The organism is Pseudomonas sp. Pme6b (genome assembly GCF_058129925.1).
Genome location: NZ_CM176704.1, coordinates 2466526 through 2487321, shown reverse-complemented (window position 1 = coordinate 2487321; position 20796 = coordinate 2466526). Strand labels below are relative to the sequence as shown.

Annotated in this window: 18 protein-coding genes and 1 pseudogene; 2 read left to right on the top strand and 17 right to left on the bottom strand. The window is 57.7% G+C overall.

Annotated elements, in window-relative coordinates:
- The first annotated feature begins 67 nt into the window (after window positions 1–67).
- Window positions 68–328, top strand: a complete 261-nt coding sequence (locus AC4ANE_RS11205) for a lipoprotein (protein WP_002552985.1) — start codon at window positions 68–70, stop codon at window positions 326–328.
- Window positions 329–435: 107 nt separating this feature from the next.
- On the opposite strand, the pseudogene brnQ reads toward AC4ANE_RS11205, so the two are convergent.
- The 10 genes and pseudogenes from brnQ to sdhC all read right to left on the bottom strand — a co-directional run bounded on the left by brnQ (window position 436) and on the right by sdhC (window position 13567).
- A pseudogene (gene brnQ / locus AC4ANE_RS11200) lies at window positions 436–1748 on the bottom strand (branched-chain amino acid transport system II carrier protein).
- Window positions 1749–2119: 371 nt separating this feature from the next.
- Entirely contained in the window at window positions 2120–3001 is an 882-nt protein-coding gene (sucD, locus tag AC4ANE_RS11195; RefSeq protein WP_004664700.1) for a succinate--CoA ligase subunit alpha, read from the bottom strand.
- Window positions 3001–4167: an ADP-forming succinate--CoA ligase subunit beta gene (sucC, locus tag AC4ANE_RS11190; RefSeq protein ID WP_002552981.1), complete on the bottom strand. Its 1167-nt coding sequence runs from the start codon at window positions 4165–4167 to the stop codon at window positions 3001–3003. Before sucC ends, sucD begins: the two co-directional genes overlap by 1 nt.
- A 208-nt stretch (window positions 4168–4375) precedes the next feature.
- Window positions 4376–5812: a dihydrolipoyl dehydrogenase gene (gene lpdA / locus AC4ANE_RS11185; RefSeq protein WP_002552980.1), complete on the bottom strand. Its 1437-nt coding sequence runs from the start codon at window positions 5810–5812 to the stop codon at window positions 4376–4378.
- 163 nt (window positions 5813–5975) lie between these two features.
- A complete protein-coding gene (gene odhB, locus AC4ANE_RS11180) occupies window positions 5976–7205 on the bottom strand; it encodes a 2-oxoglutarate dehydrogenase complex dihydrolipoyllysine-residue succinyltransferase (RefSeq protein ID WP_460408925.1) in 1230 nt (409 codons plus the stop codon).
- A gap of 41 nt (window positions 7206–7246) precedes the next feature.
- Window positions 7247–10078, bottom strand: a complete 2832-nt coding sequence (locus AC4ANE_RS11175) for a 2-oxoglutarate dehydrogenase E1 component (RefSeq protein WP_002552978.1) — start codon at window positions 10076–10078, stop codon at window positions 7247–7249.
- Window positions 10079–10337: 259 nt separating this feature from the next.
- Window positions 10338–11042 (bottom strand): succinate dehydrogenase iron-sulfur subunit, encoded by a 705-nt coding sequence (locus AC4ANE_RS11170; protein ID WP_002552977.1) that lies wholly within the window; start codon window positions 11040–11042, stop codon window positions 10338–10340.
- Window positions 11043–11054: 12 nt separating this feature from the next.
- Window positions 11055–12827 carry a succinate dehydrogenase flavoprotein subunit gene (gene sdhA / locus AC4ANE_RS11165; RefSeq protein WP_002552976.1) on the bottom strand — a complete coding sequence of 591 codons (1773 nt, stop codon included), beginning with the start codon at window positions 12825–12827 and terminating at the stop codon, window positions 11055–11057.
- Between the two features lie 3 nt (window positions 12828–12830).
- Entirely contained in the window at window positions 12831–13199 is a 369-nt protein-coding gene (gene sdhD / locus AC4ANE_RS11160; protein ID WP_003382006.1) for a succinate dehydrogenase, hydrophobic membrane anchor protein, read from the bottom strand.
- Window positions 13193–13567, bottom strand: a complete 375-nt coding sequence (sdhC, locus tag AC4ANE_RS11155; protein ID WP_002552975.1) for a succinate dehydrogenase, cytochrome b556 subunit — start codon at window positions 13565–13567, stop codon at window positions 13193–13195. Before sdhC ends, sdhD begins: the two co-directional genes overlap by 7 nt.
- A 362-nt stretch (window positions 13568–13929) precedes the next feature.
- Here sdhC and gltA point away from each other — a divergent pair, with 362 nt between their 5' ends.
- Window positions 13930–15219: a citrate synthase gene (gene gltA / locus AC4ANE_RS11150; protein WP_002552974.1), complete on the top strand. Its 1290-nt coding sequence runs from the start codon at window positions 13930–13932 to the stop codon at window positions 15217–15219.
- A gap of 66 nt (window positions 15220–15285) precedes the next feature.
- On the opposite strand, the gene AC4ANE_RS11145 is transcribed toward gltA, so the two are convergent.
- The 7 genes from AC4ANE_RS11145 to AC4ANE_RS11115 form a co-directional block, all read right to left on the bottom strand.
- A complete protein-coding gene (locus AC4ANE_RS11145; RefSeq protein WP_002552973.1) occupies window positions 15286–15897 on the bottom strand; it encodes an START domain-containing protein in 612 nt (203 codons plus the stop codon).
- A gap of 57 nt (window positions 15898–15954) precedes the next feature.
- Window positions 15955–16212 (bottom strand): YkgJ family cysteine cluster protein, encoded by a 258-nt coding sequence (locus tag AC4ANE_RS11140; RefSeq protein WP_002552972.1) that lies wholly within the window; start codon window positions 16210–16212, stop codon window positions 15955–15957.
- A gap of 94 nt (window positions 16213–16306) precedes the next feature.
- On the bottom strand, window positions 16307–16948 hold the full coding sequence (locus tag AC4ANE_RS11135; protein ID WP_002552971.1) for a hypothetical protein: 642 nt from the start codon (window positions 16946–16948) through the stop codon (window positions 16307–16309).
- A 116-nt stretch (window positions 16949–17064) separates the two neighbouring features.
- Window positions 17065–18504: an aminotransferase-like domain-containing protein gene (locus AC4ANE_RS11130; RefSeq protein ID WP_002552970.1), complete on the bottom strand. Its 1440-nt coding sequence runs from the start codon at window positions 18502–18504 to the stop codon at window positions 17065–17067.
- 217 nt (window positions 18505–18721) lie between these two features.
- Window positions 18722–19537 carry an OmpA family protein gene (locus AC4ANE_RS11125; RefSeq protein WP_031594911.1) on the bottom strand — a complete coding sequence of 272 codons (816 nt, stop codon included), beginning with the start codon at window positions 19535–19537 and terminating at the stop codon, window positions 18722–18724.
- Window positions 19534–19887, bottom strand: a complete 354-nt coding sequence (locus AC4ANE_RS11120) for a DUF4398 domain-containing protein (RefSeq protein WP_004658957.1) — start codon at window positions 19885–19887, stop codon at window positions 19534–19536. The genes AC4ANE_RS11125 and AC4ANE_RS11120 overlap by 4 nt, the downstream gene beginning before the upstream one ends.
- Before the next feature lie 10 nt (window positions 19888–19897).
- A complete protein-coding gene (locus AC4ANE_RS11115; RefSeq protein ID WP_031594912.1) occupies window positions 19898–20725 on the bottom strand; it encodes a substrate-binding periplasmic protein in 828 nt (275 codons plus the stop codon).
- Window positions 20726–20796 lie beyond the last annotated feature (71 nt).

The window sequence follows — 20796 nt, the reverse complement described above, 5'->3', positions numbered from 1 at the left end:
CGGGTGGAACTTAACTCATGACGGCAGGCTCTTAGCCTCGTGAACACTCAATAAGGAGAAACACCCCATGCGTAAATCTTTAGCCTATGCCTTGATGCTTTCTGCCACCCTGGGCCTTGCCGCCTGTGACAAAAAGTCCGAAAACACTCAGCAAGATGCCAACAAGGCAGCTCAGCAGTCCCAGGAGTCGATGGAAAAGGCTCAGGAAAAAGTGAATGACGCGGCCAAGGAAAGCCAGGAAGCCGCTCAGAAGAACGCTGAAGCCGCTCAGCAGCGTACCAATGAGAACGCCAACAAAGCGCCAGAAGCAGCGCCAGCCACCAAGTAAGGCTGAAACGCTTACAGAACTAAAAAAGCCCGCTTAAAGCGGGCTTTTTCATTTAACTCGTTTCACTTGGCACGTAACGTCAGTTCGACATTAATCGTGTACCGACTTCAAGCCAGCGCCTCGCTGCGCTTGCCCATGAGCCTGTCAACGGCTACAGCGCCCGCCAGCGTGATTACCGAGGGCACCAGCCATGCCAGGCCTTGATCACTCAGCGGCAGACTGGTCAGCACACCCGGCAGATAGTCAGTAAAACCGGCACCCTTCAGCGCGTCGATCAGGCCAAAGATGAGCGATACCAGCATCACCGGTGCAACAACCCGTCCCTGGCTCTGCCAAAAGCCTTTGCAGAAGCTCAGCGCCACCAGCACGATACACGGTGGATAGATAGCGGTGAGTACCGGAATCGAAAACTGGATCAGCTTGGTCAGCCCCAGATTGGATACCAGCAGCGAGAACACCGCCAGGATGATCACTAGCGTCCGGTAGGACAGCGGCAGCACCTTGGCAAAGTATTCAGCACAGGCACAGGTCAGGCCTACCGCAGTCACCAGACACGCCAATGAAATCAGCACGGCGAGAAAACCGCTGCCCAATGAACCGAAGGTGTGCTGCACGTAGGCATGCAGAACCGCCGCGCCGTTGCTTGCGCCTGCCGCGACCGCATGGCTGCCGGAACCCAGGCGAAACAGGCTGACATACACCAGCGCCAGCCCGACACCGGCAATGAGCCCGGCAATGATCGCGTAGCGCGTGATCAGACGTGGTGACTCGACACCACGAGAGCGAATGGCATTGACGATGACAATCCCAAAGACCAGCGCCCCGAGGGTGTCCATGGTCAGATAACCATTGATGAAACCCTGGGAAAACGGCGCAGCGGCATAGGCGGGCTCAGCCTCGCCTATTCCGCCTGCGGGTAATGCGAATGCCGCGATCCCCAATACTGCAAGGGCGATAATCTTGAGCGGTGCCAAAAAGCGCCCGACCGTGTCGAGCAAGCGCCCCGGATACAATGAAACCCAGAACACCACCAGAAAATACGCCAGGCTGTAGAGGAACAACGCGACTGGAGTGTCACCGGTCAGAGGTGCCAGGCCGACTTCAAACGAGACGGTCGCGGTACGCGGGGTCGCGAACAGCGGGCCGACCGCCAGATAGCAGACGGCTGCGAGCGCCCCGCCGGCAATCTTGCCGATCGGACTGCTCAGGGCATCCATTGCCCCCCTACCCTGGCCAGAGCAATCACCGTAACGACCGGCAGCCCGACCGCCGTGACCAGAAAGCCCAGCGCCGCCATCCAGACATGTGGTCCGGCCTGCAGGCCGACAATAGGAGGGAAGATAATGTTGCCAGCCCCGACAAACAGGGCAAATGTCATAAAACCGAGTGCCAGGATGTCCTGGCCTTTCAACACTTTCATTACGAGGGACCACACGGAATCGAAATAAGGGATGGGACGTCACCCATGAATGGGGCAGACGCAGCCCGTCGGCGTAAGACGTGGCAGTACCTTGCGAAACGCCCCTCGTGAGGGCAACGCAAAAACGGCGGACAGGGTAGCCAACTTCGACCGAAAATGCACTGTCTCAGGGCGCGCCAGCCGACGACGCACCGTTTGTTGGCGGATGTAAAGCCCCAGACAGTTGGAAATGCCGGCAATGAGAGGTCCAGGTGAACCAGACGGGGTAAGGCGAACCTTTTCAGGCGCCCAAACAAAAGCCACCCGAAGGTGGCTTTTGTCGATTGCTCGAATCAGGCAAGCGAGCTTACCTGATCAGCAAACAGTGAAGCTTACTTGGTTGGCCAGCCAGTCAGCTCGGCCAGGGCCTTGCCGATGTCTGCCAGGGAGCGCACGGTTTTTACACCAGCGTCCTGCAGTGCAGCGAATTTCTCGTCTGCAGTACCTTTACCACCCGAGATGATTGCACCGGCATGGCCCATGCGCTTGCCCGGAGGAGCAGTAACACCAGCGATGTAGGAAACAACAGGCTTGGTCACGTGTGCCTTGATGTAGGCAGCCGCTTCTTCTTCAGCCGAACCGCCGATCTCGCCGATCATGACGATCGCTTCGGTCTTCGGGTCTTCCTGGAACAGCTTCAGGATGTCGATGAAGTTCGAACCAGGGATCGGGTCACCACCGATACCTACACAGGTGGACTGACCGAAACCGGCGTCAGTGGTCTGCTTCACAGCTTCGTAGGTCAGGGTGCCGGAACGCGACACGATGCCTACCTTGCCTGGCAAGTGAATATGACCTGGCATGATGCCGATCTTGCACTCGCCCGGAGTGATGACACCTGGGCAGTTAGGACCGATCAGGATCACACCCAGCTCGTCGCACTTGACCTTGGCTTCCAGCATGTCGATGGTCGGGATGCCTTCGGTGATGCAGACGATCAGCTTGATGCCGCCGAACGCTGCTTCAAGGATGGAATCCTTGCAGAAAGGAGCCGGAACATAGATGACGCTGGCAGTAGCGCCAGTGGTGTCTACGGCTTCTTTCACAGTGTTGAACACTGGCAGGTTCAGGTGCGTGGTGCCGCCCTTGCCTGGAGTCACGCCGCCAACCATTTTGGTGCCGTAGGCAATGGCTTGCTCGGAGTGGAAGGTACCTTGCGAACCAGTGAAACCCTGGCAGATAACCTTGGTGTCTTTATTGATCAGGACGCTCATTACTTGCCCTCCGCGGCTTTGACAACTTGTTGAGCAGCGTCGGTCAGGCTGGTCGCAGCGATGATGTTCAAACCGCTTTCTGCCAGTACTTTAGCGCCCAGTTCAGCGTTGTTACCTTCAAGGCGAACAACAACCGGGATTTTCACGCCGACTTCTTTCACTGCACCGATGATGCCTTCGGCAATCATGTCGCAACGAACGATGCCGCCGAAGATGTTGACCAGTACTGCGGCGACGTTGGTGTCGGACAGGATGATCTTGAACGCTTCGGTAACGCGTTCCTTGGTGGCACCACCGCCAACGTCAAGGAAGTTTGCAGGCTTGCCGCCATGCAGGTTGACGATGTCCATGGTACCCATGGCCAGGCCAGCACCGTTGACCATGCAGCCGATGTTGCCTTCCAGCGCTACGTAGTTCAGTTCGAACTTGGCGGCGTGAGCTTCGCGAGGGTCGTCCTGCGAAGGATCGTGGAAGCCCTTCAGCTTGGGCTGACGGTACATGGCGTTGGCGTCGATGTTGATCTTCGCGTCCAGGCAGTGCAGATCGCCGTCAGCCTTGATCACCAGCGGGTTCACTTCCAGCAGGGCCAGGTCATGGTCCTGGAACAGCTTGGCCAGACCGGTGAAGATCTTGGCGAACTGAGTGACCTGCTTGCCTTCCAGACCCAGCTGGAATGCCAGATCGCGGCCCTGGAACGGCTGAGCGCCGACCAGTGGGTCGATCGTTGCCTTGAGAATCTTTTCAGGAGTGTCGTGAGCGATCTTCTCGATGTCCACGCCACCTTCGGTGGAAGCCATGAACACGATACGACGGCTGGAACGATCGACCACAGCGCCCAGATACAGCTCTTTGGCGATGTCGGTGCACGATTCGACCAGGATCTTGGTCACCGGCTGACCGTTGGCGTCAGTCTGGTAAGTCACCAGGCGCTTGCCCAACCACTGTTGAGCGAACGCAGCAGCGTCTTCCTTGCTGCGAACCAGCTTTACGCCGCCCGCTTTACCGCGACCACCTGCGTGAACCTGGGCTTTGACGACCCACTCGGTTCCGCCGATCTTGTCGCAGGCTTCTGCTGCTGCTTCCGGGGTGTCTACCGCGTAACCCTTGGATACTGGCAGGCCGTACTCAGCGAACAGCTGCTTACCCTGATACTCGTGAAGATTCATGCTTATTACCGTCTTCGTTTAGGTACTGCGCATTCGGTGCTGCACGTCAGCGTGCCGCACCACCTGTGACCGCTACTCCGGGTGGACTCCGCAAGTGCCGTGGGACACTCGTGAAGCCGCCTGAGAGGTCGAGTCCGGCGCAGATTCCGCGGTAAGCCCTGCTTGCAAGGCCAACGACGGGCACTGCGCCGTGGTTTCTCTTGTTGTCTCAGCGTTTCTTGCGATTCTGGATATGGATGGCGCCGCCATTCACAGCCAGTGCAGCTTCATGCAGCGCTTCGGACAGGGTCGGGTGCGAGAAGACCATCATGCCGATGTCTTCTGCGCTGCTGCCGAATTCCATCGCGATTGCGCCCTGCTGTACCAGCTCGGCAGCGCTTGGACCAATAACGTGAACACCCAGTACGCGGTCAGTCTTGGCGTCGGCTATGATCTTGACGAAGCCGCCGGTGTCGTTGGCTGCCATGGCACGGCCGCTGGCCGCGAACGGGAACGTACCGACATTGACTTCAACGCCTTCGGCCTTGAGCGTCTGCTCGGTCTTGCCGACCCAGGCGATTTCCGGGTGGGTGTAGATAACCGACGGGATCAGGTTGTAGTTCATCTGAGCCTTGTGGCCCTTGATGCGCTCGACAACCATGATGCCTTCTTCCGACGCCTTGTGTGCCAGCATCAGGCCACGCACCACGTCACCGATGGCGTATACGCCAGGAACGCTGGTGGTGCAGTAGTCGTCAACGTAGATGAAACCGCGCTCGTCCAGATCAACGCCGCTGTCCGATGCCAGCAGGTCAGTGGTCACTGGACGACGGCCAACGGCAACGATCAGACGATCAAAGGTAATCGACTGCTCGCCAGCGGCGTCGGTGTAGCTGACCACCACTTCTTCGCCATCGACCTTGGAACCGGTCACGCGAGCGCCCAGCTTGATGTCCAGACCTTGCTTGGTGAAGGTTTTCAGCGCTTCCTTGGAAACTGCTTCGTCGGCCGCCGGAATGAACTTGTCCAGTGCTTCCAGAACAGTGACCTGAGCGCCAAGGCGAGCCCATACAGAGCCCAGCTCCAGGCCGATCACGCCAGCGCCGATGACGCCCAGACGCTGTGGAACCTGTTGGAATTCCAGAGCGCCGGTCGAATCGACGATGACTTTCTGGTCAACCGGAGCTGGCGGGATGTCGATAGGACGCGAGCCCGAAGCCAGAATCACATGGTCAGCTTCGATGATTTCAACGGTGCCGTCGGCAGCCGTCAGCTCGACCTTCTTTCCAGCCAGCAGTTTGCCGTGGCCTTGCAGAGTGGTCACGCCATTGGCTTTGAACAGGCTGGCAACGCCGCCGGTCAGGCCTTTGACGATAGTCGACTTGCGACCGATCATGGCCGGCACATCGATGTTCACTTCAGATGTCGAGATGCCGTGCACGCTGAAGCCGTTCTTGGCTTCATAGAACTTCCAGGAGCTGTCGAGCAGCGCCTTGGAAGGAATGCAACCAACGTTGAGGCAGGTACCACCGAGGGCCAGTTTGCCCTCCTTGTCCTGGTACTTCTCGATGCAGGCAGTCTTGAGACCAAGTTGCGCAGCCTTGATGGCGGCAACATAACCGCCAGGGCCTGCGCCAATCACTACCACGTCGAATTTCTGGGACATAACAAAGAGTTCCTCTTTAGCTGCGAGCTTTTAGCTGCAAGCTGCAAGTCGATCCGCGATCAGGCAAAAACGACTTGCGACCTATTAATCAGGTGAAACACACCAGCCCCGGCTGCACGCTTTATCGCTTCTGACTTGAAGCTTGCAACCACGGGCTGCCTCATCAGATATCCAGCAACAGACGAGCCGGATCTTCCAGCAGGTTCTTGATGGTCACGAGGAAGGTTACCGCTTCCTTGCCGTCAATCAAACGGTGATCGTACGACAGTGCCAGATACATCATCGGACGAATCACTACCTGACCGTTGACTGCCATCGGGCGCTGAAGAATGTTGTGCATGCCCAGAATTGCAGCCTGTGGCGGGTTGACGATCGGCGTCGACATCATCGAACCGAAAGTACCACCATTAGTGATCGTGAAGGTGCCACCGGTCATCTCGTCGATGGACAGTTTGCCATCACGGGCCTTCTTGCCGAAGGTGGCGATGCCGCCTTCGATTTCAGCCAGGCTCATGTGCTCGGTGTTACGCAGAACCGGTACAACCAGACCACGGTCGCTGGACACTGCAACACCGACGTCAGCGTAGCCGTGGTAGACGATGTCGGAGCCGTCGATCGACGCGTTGACAGCCGGGAAGCGTTTCAGCGCCTCGGTAGCAGCCTTGACGAAGAACGACATAAAGCCCAGACGCACGCCGTTGTGCGACTTCTCGAACAGGTCCTTGTACTTCGAACGCAGTGCCATGACTTCGGTCATGTCGACTTCGTTGAACGTGGTCAGCATGGCCATGTTCGACTGGGCTTCGACCAGACGCTTGGCAACGGTTGCACGTACACGAGTCATCGGCACGCGCTTCTCGGTGCGGTCGCCAGCAGCGACAACCGGAGCGGCAGCAGGTTTGGCAGCAGGAGCGGCGGCTGGAGCGGATTTCTTCGCCTCAACGGCAGCGACCACGTCTTCCTTGGTGATACGGCCGTCTTTACCAGTGCCTTTGACGCTGGCCAGGTTAATACCGTTTTCTTCAGCGAGTTGACGCGCAGCAGGCGCGGCAATCGGGTCTTCTTCGCCAGCGGCAGCCGGTGCAGCGGCGGGTGCCGAGGCAGGCGCAGCAGAGGCAGGCGCAGCAGCAGGTGCTGGAGCAGCAGATGCCGTGGCACCATCATTCAAAGTGCCAAGCACTTCGTTGGAGAGGACGATAGCGCCCTCTTCCTTGGTGATCGAGCCCATCACGCCGTCAGCTTCGGCCAATACTTCCAGAACAACCTTGTCAGTCTCGATATCGACCAGCATCTCGTCCCGTTTTACCGCATCACCCTCTTTTTTGTACCACTTGGAAATGGTGCCATCGGCAACGGATTCCGGGAAAGAGGGGGCTTTGATCTCGATAGCCATTATCTGTAATTCCTTAATTCGGTTTCTAATGCTCGAAGGCGTTAAACAGTGAAGGCATCTTGCAACAGTTTTTCCTGCTGCTCGGCGTGCATCGAAGCGTAACCACAAGCTGGAGCGGCAGAGGCGTCACGACCGGCGTACTCAAGAACGAGTTCACGTTTGTGGTTGCCCATGCTGCGGCGCAGGTGGTGCTGACTGCTGTACCAAGCACCCTGGTTCATCGGTTCTTCCTGACACCAGACCACATGCTGCAGGTTGGTGTACGGCGCGATGGTTTCCATCAGGTCGTCTTCAGGGAACGGGTACAGCTGCTCGATACGAACGATGGCAATGTCTTCACGCCCTTCGGCACGGCGTTTTTCCAGCAGGTCGTAGTAAACCTTGCCGCTGCACAGCACCAGACGCGTGACCTTGGCCGGACCGAGGGTATCGATTTCCGGAATGACGGTCTGGAACGAGCCTTCGGCCAGATCTTCCAAGGTCGAAACAGCCAGTTTGTGACGCAGCAACGACTTGGGAGTCAGCACGATCAGCGGCTTGCGCAGCGGGCGGATGACCTGACGACGCAGCAAATGGTAGATCTGCGCCGGAGTCGTTGGTACGCACACCTGAATGTTGTGCTCGGCACACAATTGCAGGTAACGCTCAAGACGTGCCGACGAGTGCTCTGGCCCCTGCCCTTCGTAGCCGTGAGGCAACAGCATGGTCAGACCGCACAGACGGCCCCACTTGTGTTCACCGCTGGTGATGAACTGGTCGACAACCACCTGGGCACCGTTGGCGAAGTCGCCGAACTGCGCTTCCCAGATAACCAGTGCATCCGGCTGGGTGGTCGAGTAACCGTATTCGAATGCCAGCACGGCCTCTTCCGACAGGAACGAGTCGTACAGGTCGAAACGCGGCTGACCGGAGTACAGATTCTGCAGCGGGATATAGGTCCCGGCGTCTTTCTGGTTGTGCAGTACGGCGTGGCGGTGCGAGAACGTACCGCGACCGATGTCCTGCCCTGTCATACGGATCGGGTGACCTTCGAACGCCAGCGTGGCGTATGCCATGGTTTCGGCGTAACCCCAGTTGATCGGCAAGCCACCGGCCTGCATCTTCTGACGGTCTTCGTAGATCTTCTGAACCTGACGCTGCACGACGAAGCCTTCAGGAAGTTCCATCAGCTTGGCGGACAGTTCCTGCAGGGTCTTGAGGTCGAAGCGAGTGTCGTGACGCGCAGTCCAGGCGTGGCCCAGATAAGGACGCCAGTCGACGAACAACTCCTTGTTCGGCTCCTTGACCAGGCTTTTCACTACGTGCAGACCATTGTCCAGCGCGCTGCGGTAATCATCGACCTTGGCCTGAACACGGGCTTCATCGAGAATGCCGGTCTTGATCAAATGCTCGGCATACAGCTCACGGGTGGTGCGCTGCTTGGTGATCTGCTGATACATCAGAGGCTGAGTGCCACTCGGCTCGTCAGCTTCGTTGTGACCACGACGACGGTAGCAGACCAGATCGATCACGATATCGCGCTTGAACTGCATGCGGTAATCGATCGCCAGCTGGGTCACGAACATCACAGCTTCCGGATCATCACCATTTACATGGAGGATCGGTGCCTGGATCATCTTGGCAACGTCGGTGGCGTACTCGGTCGAACGCGAGTCCAGCGGGTTGCTGATGGTGAAGCCCACCTGGTTGTTGATGACGATGTGGATCGTGCCGCCCGTCTTGAAGCCGCGGGTCTGCGACATCTGGAAGGTTTCCATGACCACGCCCTGACCGGCAAAGGCCGCGTCGCCGTGGAGGGAAATCGGCAGAACCTTGTCACCGTTAGGATCGTTGCGACGATCCTGACGCGCACGCACCGACCCCTCGACCACCGGAGAAACGATCTCCAGGTGAGACGGGTTGAATGCCATGGCAAGGTGAACCTCACCGCCTGCGGTCATGACGTTGGAAGAGAAACCCTGGTGATATTTGACGTCACCGGAACCCAGTTCCACTTTTTTCTTGCCTTCGAACTCGTCGAACAGTTCGCGCGGGTTCTTGCCAAAAGTGTTGACCAGTACGTTGAGGCGGCCGCGGTGGGCCATACCGATCACGACTTCCTTGGTGCCATAGGACCCGGAACGCTGAATCAGCTCGTCGAGCATCGGGATCAGGCTTTCGCCACCTTCCAGACCGAAGCGCTTGGTACCCGGATATTTGGTACCCAGATACTTCTCGAGACCTTCGGCTGCGGTGACACGCTCGAGCAGGTGGCTCTGGATATCAGCCGAGAACGCTGGACGGCCGCGAACACTCTCAAGACGCTGCATGAACCAGTTGCGCTGCTCGGAATCCACGATATGGGTGAACTCGGAGCCGATGGTGCGACAATATGTCTGCTGCAACGCTTCATGAATTTCGCGTAGGCTCGCTTCCTCTTTGCCGATGAACAGGTCGCCGGCACGGAAGGTCGTATCAAGATCGGCATTGGTCAAGCCGTAATGATTGATCGACAGATCCGCAGGCGCAGGGCGCTGCCAAAGGCCCAACGGATCGAGCTGAGCAGCCTGGTGGCCACGCATCCGATACGCCTGGATCAGTCGCAGCACTTCAACCTGCTTCTTCTCGTGCTCGCTGCTCACACTGCCGGCGGACACCGGTTGAGCGCGGCGCTGGTTTTTGGCCAGCAACACGAAATGATCGCGAATAGTCGAGTGCGATACATCAGTGGCAGAGCTGCCGTCTGCTGGCAACTTCTGAAAGTAGGTGCGCCATTCTTCTGGCACAGCGTTAGGGTCGTGCAGGTAAAGCTCATAGAGCTCTTCCACATAGGCAGCGTTACCACCGGATAGGTGGGCACTGTTCCACATGCGCTGCATCACGCTTTCTTGCATGCTTGGTCACCCTCGGTAAGGGGACACCACCGGCGAAGACACCAGAGCAATCCTGAAATAGTCGTGTGCAGCGACTGTATCAAGTCACCAGGGATCACGCAGATAGTCCGGGTACCAGCCCGGATGCCCCTGCTGGTCTCATTTCTTCAAAATAAGAGCGGCAGCTTTGCGAGCTACTGCTCAGGTTAAAACTACGGCGCCGGTTGAAGCCTGCGCCGCAGCCACTTCAGTGCAACGGTGTAACAGATAAAACGATCAATCAGACGCCGCTTTGCAACAACATGTTGCGCACGTGACCGATAGCCTTGGTTGGGTTAAGGCCTTTCGGGCACACGTTGACGCAGTTCATGATGCCGCGGCAGCGGAACACGCTGAACGGATCATCAAGCGAAGCCAGACGTTCATTGGTGCGGGTGTCACGGCTGTCAGCCAGGAAACGGTAGGCTTGCAGCAGCGCAGCAGGACCCAGGAACTTGTCGGGGTTCCACCAGAAGGACGGGCAGGAAGTCGAGCAGCAAGCGCACAGAATGCACTCGTACAGACCATCGAGCTTTTCGCGCTCTTCCGGAGTTTGCAGACGTTCGATGGCCGGAGCCGGCGTGTCATTCTGCAGGAACGGCTTCACCTTCTCGTACTGCTTGTAGAAGATGCTCATATCGACGACCAGGTCACGAATGACCGGCAAACCAGGCAGCGGACGTACGATCAGCCTGTTCTTGGCAACAACGGCAGACAGCGGCGTGATGCAGGCCAGACCGTTCTTGCCATTGATGTTCATGCCATCGGAACCGCACACGCCTTCGCGGCACGAACGACGGTAAGAGAAGCCTTGATCCTGTTCTTTGACCAGGGCGAGCACGTCCAGCACCATCAGGTCCTTGCCACCGGTATCGACCTGAAACTCCTGCATGAACGGCGTGGCGTCCTGCTCAGGGTTGTAACGATAAACACTGACTTGCAACATATCGGTCACCCCTTAATAAGTCCGAATCTTAGGTTCAAAAGTCGGAACAGTCTTCGGCGAGAAGTTCACGGCACGCTTGGTCACGCGCTTGTCACCCGGGAAATACAGGGTGTGGCACAACCAGTTCTCGTCATCGCGATCTTCAAAGTCTTCACGGGCGTGAGCGCCGCGGGACTCTTTACGATGCTCTGCGGCGATCGCCGTGGCTTCGGCAACTTCCAGCAGGTTTTGCAGTTCAAGCGCTTCGATACGGGCGGTATTGAATGCCTGGCTCTTGTCATTGATCTTGACGTTGGCGATACGCACGCGCAGGTCAGCCAGCTGAGCAATACCCTTCTGCATGTATTCGCCGGTGCGGAACACACCGAAGTAGTTCTGCATGCAGCTTTGCAGCTCTTTACGCAGCGTGGCGACGTCTTCGCCGGTAGTGCGCTCGTTCAGGCCGGCAACGCGTGCCAGCGCAGCATCGATGTCGGACTCGGAAGCACGGGCGTAGTCGATACCTTCGCTCAGCGCTTTCTCCAGGTGGATACCCGCAGCGCGACCGAACACCACCAGATCGAGCAACGAGTTGCCGCCCAGGCGGTTGGCACCGTGAACCGATACGCAAGCCACTTCACCTACCGCGAACAGACCCGGAATGATCTGATCGACACCGGCGGCGTCCTGAGTGATCGCCTGACCATGAATGTTGGTGGCAACGCCGCCCATCATGTAATGGCAGGTAGGAACTACCGGAATCGGCGCTGTTGCAGGGTCGACGTGAGCGAAGGTCTTGGACAACTCCATAATGCCTGGCAAACGGCTGTGCAACACTTCTTCGCCCAGGTGATCGAGCTTGAGCATCACATGGTCGCCATCCGGACCACAGCCGTTACCGGCAATGATTTCCTTGACCATGGAGCGCGCAACCACGTCACGACCTGCAAGGTCCTTGGCGTTCGGAGCATAACGCTCCATGAAACGCTCGCCGTGCTTGTTGATCAGGTAACCGCCTTCACCGCGGCAGCCTTCGGTGACCAGTACACCTGCACCGGCAATGCCGGTCGGGTGAAACTGCCACATTTCGATGTCCTGAACCGGGACACCGGCGCGCAGTGCCATACCGATACCGTCACCGGTATTGATCAGGGCGTTGGTGGTCGAAGAGTAGATACGACCTGCACCGCCGGTTGCCAGCACGGTAGCGTTGGCACGGATGTAGGAAGTTTCGCCGGTTTCAATGCAGATGGCGATGATGCCGACAAAGGCACCGTCCTGATTCTTGACCAGATCCACGCCGTAGTATTCGTTGAGGAATACGGTGCCAGCCTTGAGGTTGGCCTGATACAGGGTGTGCAGCAGTGCGTGACCGGTACGGTCGGCAGCAGCACAGGTACGTGCAGCCTGACCGCCCTTGCCGAAGTCCTTGGACTGACCGCCAAACGGACGCTGGTAGATGCGACCCTGTTCGGTACGGGAGAACGGCAAGCCCATGTGCTCGAGTTCGAAAACAGCTTCAGGGCCTACGGAACACATGTATTCGATAGCGTCCTGGTCACCGATGTAGTCGGAACCCTTGACGGTATCGTACATGTGCCAGCGCCAGTCATCGTTCGGATCGGCAGAGGCAATTGCGCAGGTGATGCCACCCTGGGCAGAAACGGTGTGCGAGCGTGTCGGAAACACCTTGGTGACCACGGCAGTCTTGTGACCGCCCTGAGCGAGCTGCAGGGCAGCGCGCATACCGGCACCGCCACCACCAATGATGATGGCGTCGAAGGAAAGCGAATTTATGTTAGCCATGAATCAGATACCCCAAAGAATCTGCACGCCCCAGACGAAGTAGGCGAACATCAGAACGCCGCATACCGCCTGAAACAGAAAACGTACTGCAGTGGCGGACTTGCCCAGCGCCATCGGCGTCAGGTAGTCGGTCGCGATGGTCCACATGCCGACCCAGGCGTGAGCGCCAAGGGCAACGAGGGCCAGCAGACTGAAGATACGCATTCCGTTGTGTGCGAACAGATCATGCCATTGGGCGTAACTCAGACCCGGATGAAAGACCATGTATCCGATCAGGAATATGAAATAAGCCGCGAGCACGACCGCAGAAACACGCTGAGCCATCCAGTCATAGAGGCCCGAACGCGAAAGGTTGGTGACGTTGGTTACCATATCCATACTCCCGCCAGAAGAATCAGTACCACGGAAACCGCGATAACGATTTTGGAGCCCAGCTTGCCGCCTTCGAGCGTCTCGCCTACCCCGGAGTCCATGATGAGGTGACGGATACCGGCCACCATGTGATACAGCAGGGCAGACAGAAGCCCCCAGATGATCAGCTTGGCCAGCGGGCTGGTCAGACACGCCTTGACTTCACCGAACCCTTCTTCGGACGCCAGCGACTTGTCCATTGCATACAGCATGATTGCAATACCGACAAAGAGGATGACACCGGAGATGCGGTGAAGGATGGACGTGTAAGCGGTGACTGGGAGCTTGATGGTCCTTAGGTCTAGATTTACAGGTCGTTGGCTATTCACGGCTTTTTTTCACACTGAAGAGCCCCTAACAATCAGGGCAAGTTGTTGGGAAGTGCACTGGTCAGGTACCCACCACCCAGGAAGTGACGACCCCCTTGAAACAGGCCAAAAAGCCTTTGGCGGTCGGACGCCGAGTATAGACAGTTAGGTTACTAATGACAACGCGCAGACTTACCGCCAATGGCGCATTGCGTTGCCGGGACAAAAGGCGTAAACGGCAGGAAACGGTCTGAAAAAATCCACGGCGGGCCCTTGCGGAACACGACTTTAGGCAAATTGACTTTAGAATTTATCTCACTATAGTGATGCGGGCCCTGCGTGGGGGGCCTGTCTGATGATTTGAAGCATAAATAGGAGGCCACATGGCTGACAAAAAAGCGCAGTTGATCATCGAGGGCGCAGCCCCCGTCGAGCTGCCAATTCTGACCGGTACAGTGGGTCCGGACGTGATCGACGTACGCGGCCTGACCGCCACCGGCCGCTTCACATTTGACCCTGGCTTCATGTCCACGGCCTCTTGCGATTCGAAGATCACCTACATTGATGGTGACAATGGCATTCTGCTGCACCGCGGCTACCCGATCGAACAACTGGCCGAGCAGTCCGATTACCTCGAAACCTGCTACCTGCTGCTCAACGGCGAACTGCCGACCGCCGAACAGAAAGCCCAGTTCGTGGCCGTGGTCAAGAACCACACGATGGTTCACGAGCAACTCAAGACCTTCTTCAACGGCTTTCGTCGCGACGCCCACCCGATGGCCGTCATGTGCGGCGTAGTCGGTGCCCTGTCAGCGTTCTACCACGACTCGCTGGACATCAATAACCCGCAGCACCGCGAGATTTCCGCTGTACGCCTGGTGGCCAAGATGCCGACCCTGGCAGCGATGGTCTACAAGTACTCCATGGGCCAGCCCATGATGTACCCGCGCAACGACCTCAGCTACGCCGAAAACTTCCTGCACATGATGTTCAACACCCCGTGCGAGATCAAACCGATCAGCCCGGTGCTGGCCAAGGCGATGGACAAGATCTTCATCCTTCACGCCGATCACGAGCAGAACGCCTCGACATCCACCGTCCGCATGGCAGGCTCTTCGGGCGCCAACCCGTTTGCCTGTATCGCTGCCGGCATCGCCGCGCTATGGGGCCCGGCCCACGGCGGCGCCAACGAAGCGGTACTGACCATGCTGGATGAAATCGGTGACGTGTCGAACATCGACAAGTTCATCGCCAAGGCCAAGGACAAGAACGACCCGTTCAAGCTCATGGGCTTCGGCCACCGCGTCTACAAGAACCGTGACCCGCGTGCCACCGTGATGAAGCAGACCTGCGACGAAGTGCTCAAGGAACTGGGTATCACCAACGATCCTCAGCTCGAACTGGCCATGCGCCTCGAAGAGATCGCCCTGACCGACCCGTACTTCATCGAGCGCTCGCTGTACCCGAACGTCGACTTCTACTCAGGCATCATCCTCAAGGCCATCGGCATTCCGACCAGCATGTTCACCGTAATCTTCGCTCTGGCGCGGACCGTCGGCTGGATTTCGCACTGGAAAGAAATGCTCTCCAGCCCTTACAAGATCGGTCGCCCTCGCCAGCTCTACACCGGCAACGTGCAACGCGATATCGTCGCCCTGCAAGACCGCAAGTAAGCGTTACACGCAAAAACAAAGGGCTGCCACTGGCAGCCCTTTTTTGTGCGTACTGCGTACTGCAGATTATTGCGTCTGCGCAGCCCGCTCTCTGAGCGCTTTCAGCGTATTGAACGGCGCGTCGACAACGAACTTGTTGGCCAGCATCGATGGCACACTACCACCCGGCTCGGTGTGAACCTGATAAGTCACCTCAGTCTGGTTCGACCCCTTGGGCACCATCTTCCAGAACCCCTTGACCTCGGTCACACGCACGAAACCCTTTTCCTCGGGAATGTACGTGGGCTGCTCTTCAAGATTCCGGGTAATACTGCCGTCAGCCCCCTCCTGAGTAGTGATCAACAGCACCGAGTCACGAGGCGTCACCGGCCAGGGCGTGTTGAACTGGCTGTAGGTCCAGGTCTTGTTACCTTCATGCTTGAGTATCTTCTGTAACTTGCACTCATGAATCCAGGCGCAGGCCCCCGCAACATCCTCTTGAAGCGCACGCAGCTTGCTCACGCTGGCATTGATCAGCGTAATGCCCTGATAGGCCTTGTAATCGGACCCAGGCACATCACTCAACGAAACCTTGATGCCATCCTCGTTCTTGACCACTTTCCAGTCGTCAGCCTGCGCCGTTCCGGCAAGCATTACAGTCAAACCACAAGCAACAGCGATGCGATACAGCGGACTCATTGTTTTATTCCTTGTTTTGAAGTTCCGACAAAGCACTAGCGCCCAAAAACCGCCCTTTCATGCAACTGCTGTAGCTTTTTCCCACCAGCCAATAAGGCGAATGGCATCCGCCTGATCGACTCCGCAGACATCTTCCGCCGCCTTGAACTGACTGCATACCGCAGGGCGCTCGGGCCTGCCGAACAAGGCGCACAGAAGCTCGACCGACAAGTGCAGGCATCGCTCACATGCCGGTTTTCCATCGGGCATGCCGGGTATGGGAGACGTGATGGAAGGCGCTATGCAGCACGCACCACAATCGGAACGGCAGTCCATGACCAGACACCCTTACTGAAAAATAGAAAAAGAGGAAGGATATTAACCGTCAAAACGTCTGTTTGAAAACGCCGTATCGGACGATAGGCAGGGCTTACTGCTTGAATTTGAAATCCAGCGCAGCACCTTCGACATCGCGACGGTTTTCGTTGCGCATCTGCAATTGCATTTCGTTGGTCAGCAATCGACCTTCAAGCTCAAAGGGGCCGGGGTTGGCCGAAGCCCCCTTGTCGCTGAACATCTGCGGCAATATCGGCTTGCGCTTGCTGGTAATCACATTGGCGGGCGGGTCCAGCTCCTTGACAAGCTCGGGCGGCAAACTCAGGTCGAGCTTTGGCGACTTGATGCGCACATCCTTGGCACTGGCCGTTTTGGCGTCTTTGGCGTTCTTGCGCTTGCTGACAGGCGCCTTGGCCGCCGCTACTTTCGAAGGCGACTTTTCAGAAACTGCCGCATTGGCCACCGGAGGCGCTGATGGTTGTGATTTTTCCTTGCCCACCACTACCGGCACCACCGGGACACCTGGCATCAACTGATGCATGGTATCGGGTGCCTTTATCTGTTTTGCATCCGTCGCCACCGCCTCCACAGGAGCCTCGGTCTTCAAGTGCACTTCAGGCGAGACCGGAGCCGTAATAACCGCCTCGGTTTTAGGCTTGGGCACAGGAGGATCCTGAGCATCACAACCACTCAGAAGCACGACGACAAGCAATCCCAGACAGCGAAAAACATTCATAGGCAAAAAGTCAGGCAAGACAGTGGCAAATAGCCGGAAAAGAAACACATGCTGTGCTTTTGAGGCCAACCTGACAAGCCAAGAGTTCAAAACAATTGACAAAAAATCTTTACAACTCAGTACACATGTACCGCTTCCTGACACAACTGCTTGGCCAGAATACCCAGCGTCATCAGTGCCCGCTCAGCCTCTTTGTTCCAAGGCATCCCGCAGTTGAGGCGAATGCAATGATTGAACTGCTCGGTATTACTGAAGATCAACCCCGGCGCGATACTGATACCCTGCTCCAGCGCACGAACATGCAGCTCCTGAGTATTGACCCGGCCCGGCAGGCTAACCCACAGAATGAACCCACCCGCAGGGCGACTCATCTGAGTGCCCTCAGGAAAGAACTGCTGCACCGCCAATTGGAAGGCGCTGAGATTCTTGCGGTATTCCAGGCGAATGAAACGTAAGTGCCGATCGTAACCGCCGTTTTCGAGGTATGCGGCGACCGCCATCTGCGTAACACTGCATGCAGAATGCGTGCTGAAAGTCTGCAGACGTTGAATTTCTGCCTGGTATTTGCCAGCGATGATCCAGCCGATGCGTACACCGGGCGACAGCGTCTTGGAAAAGCTGGAACAGTAAATCACCCTCCCCAGCCGATCGAACGCCTTGAGCGCCTTGGTCCTCCCGACTTCGAACATCAACTCACCGTAGACATCGTCTTCAACCACTTGAATATCGAAGTCCGAGGCCAGACGCAGCAGGTTCTTCTGCCGCTCCTCCGGCATGGTGCCGCCCAGTGGGTTGCTCAGGCGTGAAGTCAGTACCAATGCTTTGATTGACCATTGATTGGCCGCCAGTTGCAAGGCCTCCAGACTGATGCCGGTGGCCGGGTCGCTGGGGATTTCGATGACTTTCAAGCCCAATAGGTCGGCAAGTTGCAACAACCCGTAATAAGCAGGCGACTCGGCAGCAATCAGGTCACCCGGCCGGGTCAGCACGCGAAGAGTCATCTGCAGTGCATCCACGCACCCGTGAGTGATCACCACCTCGGACGGATCGACCACCACGCCGGCGTCGCGCATACGGATGGCGACCTGCCTGCGCAGCGGCTCGAAACCCGGGCTGAACATATAGCTGAAGGCCCGCGGGCTGTGAAAACGCGTCACTTTCGCTAATTGCTGATGCAGCGCACGCACCGGCAGGTAGTCCACATGAGGCACAGCGGCGCCCAGAGCAAACACGCCCTCGCGTCGGGATTCCTCGAGCACTTGCTGGATGATACTGCTGCGCGTGACCAGACCAGGCCGCTCGACCCGCGCGATATCCGGGGTCGAAGCCGTAAGTGCCGGGGTTTGATGAACATAGTAGCCGGACTGAGGACGCGCCCGGATCAACCCTTGATCTTCAAGGTTCGCATAAGCCTGCAATACCGTCGCATGGCTGACATTGAGCTGCGAACTCATCTTGCGAACCGAAGGCACACGCTCACCGGGTTGATACACCCCACGACGAATATCTTCGGCAAGCTGCTGGGCGATACGCTGATAGAGCAAAAGATTGGTCATGACACAGCCTCGAAAAGACCGGTGATTTATTGTTTTTAAAAATACAGATACGGAATAACCGGCACAGTCCAGAAGTGTACGGGAACAGTTTACGTTCAAGCCAGCGGTCACGACCGCTGCACGAAAATAAACGCGGCTGAAAACGCCATGTGCAAAGCCTTTAAAGCCAAAAAAGCCCGAGACCGTTTCCGGCGTCGGGCTTTTTGAAAAGTTTTTATCAGCGCGCTGCGCCTAACTGACCCTTTTCATCAGAAAAAACAATTTCCACACGGCGATTTTGCGCGCGCCCGCGCTCGGAGGCGTTGGCGTTCACCGGGAACTGCTGACCGTAGCCCTCGACATGTATACGTTTTTCATCGACACCCAGATCCATCAGAACGTCTGCGACTGCTTGTGCACGATCCTTCGACAGCTTCAGATTCTCCTGACGGTCACCTGTGCTGTCGGTGTAGCCCTCGATCCGGACCACTCGACGCGGATTGATCTGCAAAAACTGCACAACCTTGAGAATGGTGCGACTGGCCGAGCTTTTCAGCTCGGCGTGGCCGGCGTCGAACAGCACATCTCCCAACGTCATGACCAGCCCGCGATCGGTCTCGGTGGTGGCCAGACTGAGGATCTGATCTTCCAGCCAGCGCCCCTGCTGCTGGGCACTGGCCAGCTTGGCCTCACGCAGCGCCAATTGCAGACGCTGGCGCTCCATGTCCATTTTCGCCAGGCGCTCCTGGCTCAGCATCAGATTGCTGTGCTCACGTGCGATCTCGCTGTAGCGGCTGCTGAGGTAGGCGTAATGACTGACGTCGGCACCGCTTCCCAGATAGCTGGACAGACGCTCGGCGCGAGCCAGAGATTCGCCAGCGCGAATGACATCCTTGGGCGCGCTGCGCAACACATCGGTATCTTCCTTGACCTTCTGGAAGTCGGCACTGGCCTGCTGCAAGGCCTGCCCGCTGTCCTGATGACCGGCACACCCGTAAAGGCCAGCCGAACCCAGCAACAGGCACACACTCAGTACACGCGGAAAACGGTTCATTGTGCCTCTCCCAGTTGCTTGCGTAACCGATTGAGGCGGGTATTCAACTGATTGACCTGCTCCTGACTCTTGAGGGTGAGCACTCGGGCCTCTGCCAGCCGGGCATCAAGCTCGGCCTGCTCGGCTTTCATGCGCGCGTCCTTGTAGGCGTGGGTCGCCATGGAGGCGCGAGCTTCGGCAAAGCGGGCCAGAGCAACTTCCATCTCGGGCTGATCATCACCCGCGCCAACGGCTTTGGCCTGCTCCAGCGCCTGCTCGGTCAGCTTGAACTGCTCGGTCGGTAGCGGGTCGCTGGCGCAGCCAGCCAGCGTGGCGATGGCCATGACGGCGATTGAAAAACGAATACTCACAAAAACATCCCTACTTGTCTGGTGCGCTGGCGCTGGCAGGTTGCAACAGCTGGGCTTTCCACAACTCCAGGTTGTGCCTGATGACATCACCCGCAAGGCCGGAGGCGGCCGATTCTGTCATCTTTTTCGCCAGTTGTCCGCGCAACCATGGTTCGTTGCAGGCCGAATTGAACGACAACGCCAGATAAAACCCGGGTGTATCGACCGGCAAGGGTTGCGCAGCCAGGTCTGCAGAAAGACCCAGCGTCTGCACCATGACCATCCCGGCGTAACGACCGGCAAGCACGTAATCCACCTCACCCAGCGCCAGCTTCTGAAAAGCCGGGGTCAGGCCTGGCAGGCGTGTCAGGCTCAAATGCTGCTTGGCCGCAGCCTCGAATGAAGGCGTCAATCGGGTCTTTTCCGACATGGCGCCAGGATGGTCGTGCAGCTCATCCAGGGTATTGAACGGTACGCTGTGATCGTGGCGCGTCCACACCATGATGTCGTTCTGCACGATCGGCGGGTGAATGTAATCAAGCGACTCAAGTTGCGCTGCATTGAACGGCGCGTCCGCCAACAGATCCATGCGTCCGGTGCGCACCTCTTCAAGTGCCTGACTGCGTTTGCCGCCGTACAGGAACTCGACCTTGATACCCAGCTCACCTGCTGCCTGTGTGAGCAGATCGGCATTGGCACCCATCAGATGGCGTGGATCCTGAGGGTCACGCCATAAATAAGGCGGCGCGTCCGGACTGCCGGTCACAATCAGACGCTCGCACTTGCCTGCCGCGAATGAAAGCGTCGGCAGCATGACCAGCCCGAGAAAAAGCGAAGACAGCAGCCGGGGATGCACCATGAAAAGTCCTTTGATACCCGATAAAAAACCCGCTCGATCCGGGGCTATGTACCGCAAACAATCTGCCGGCA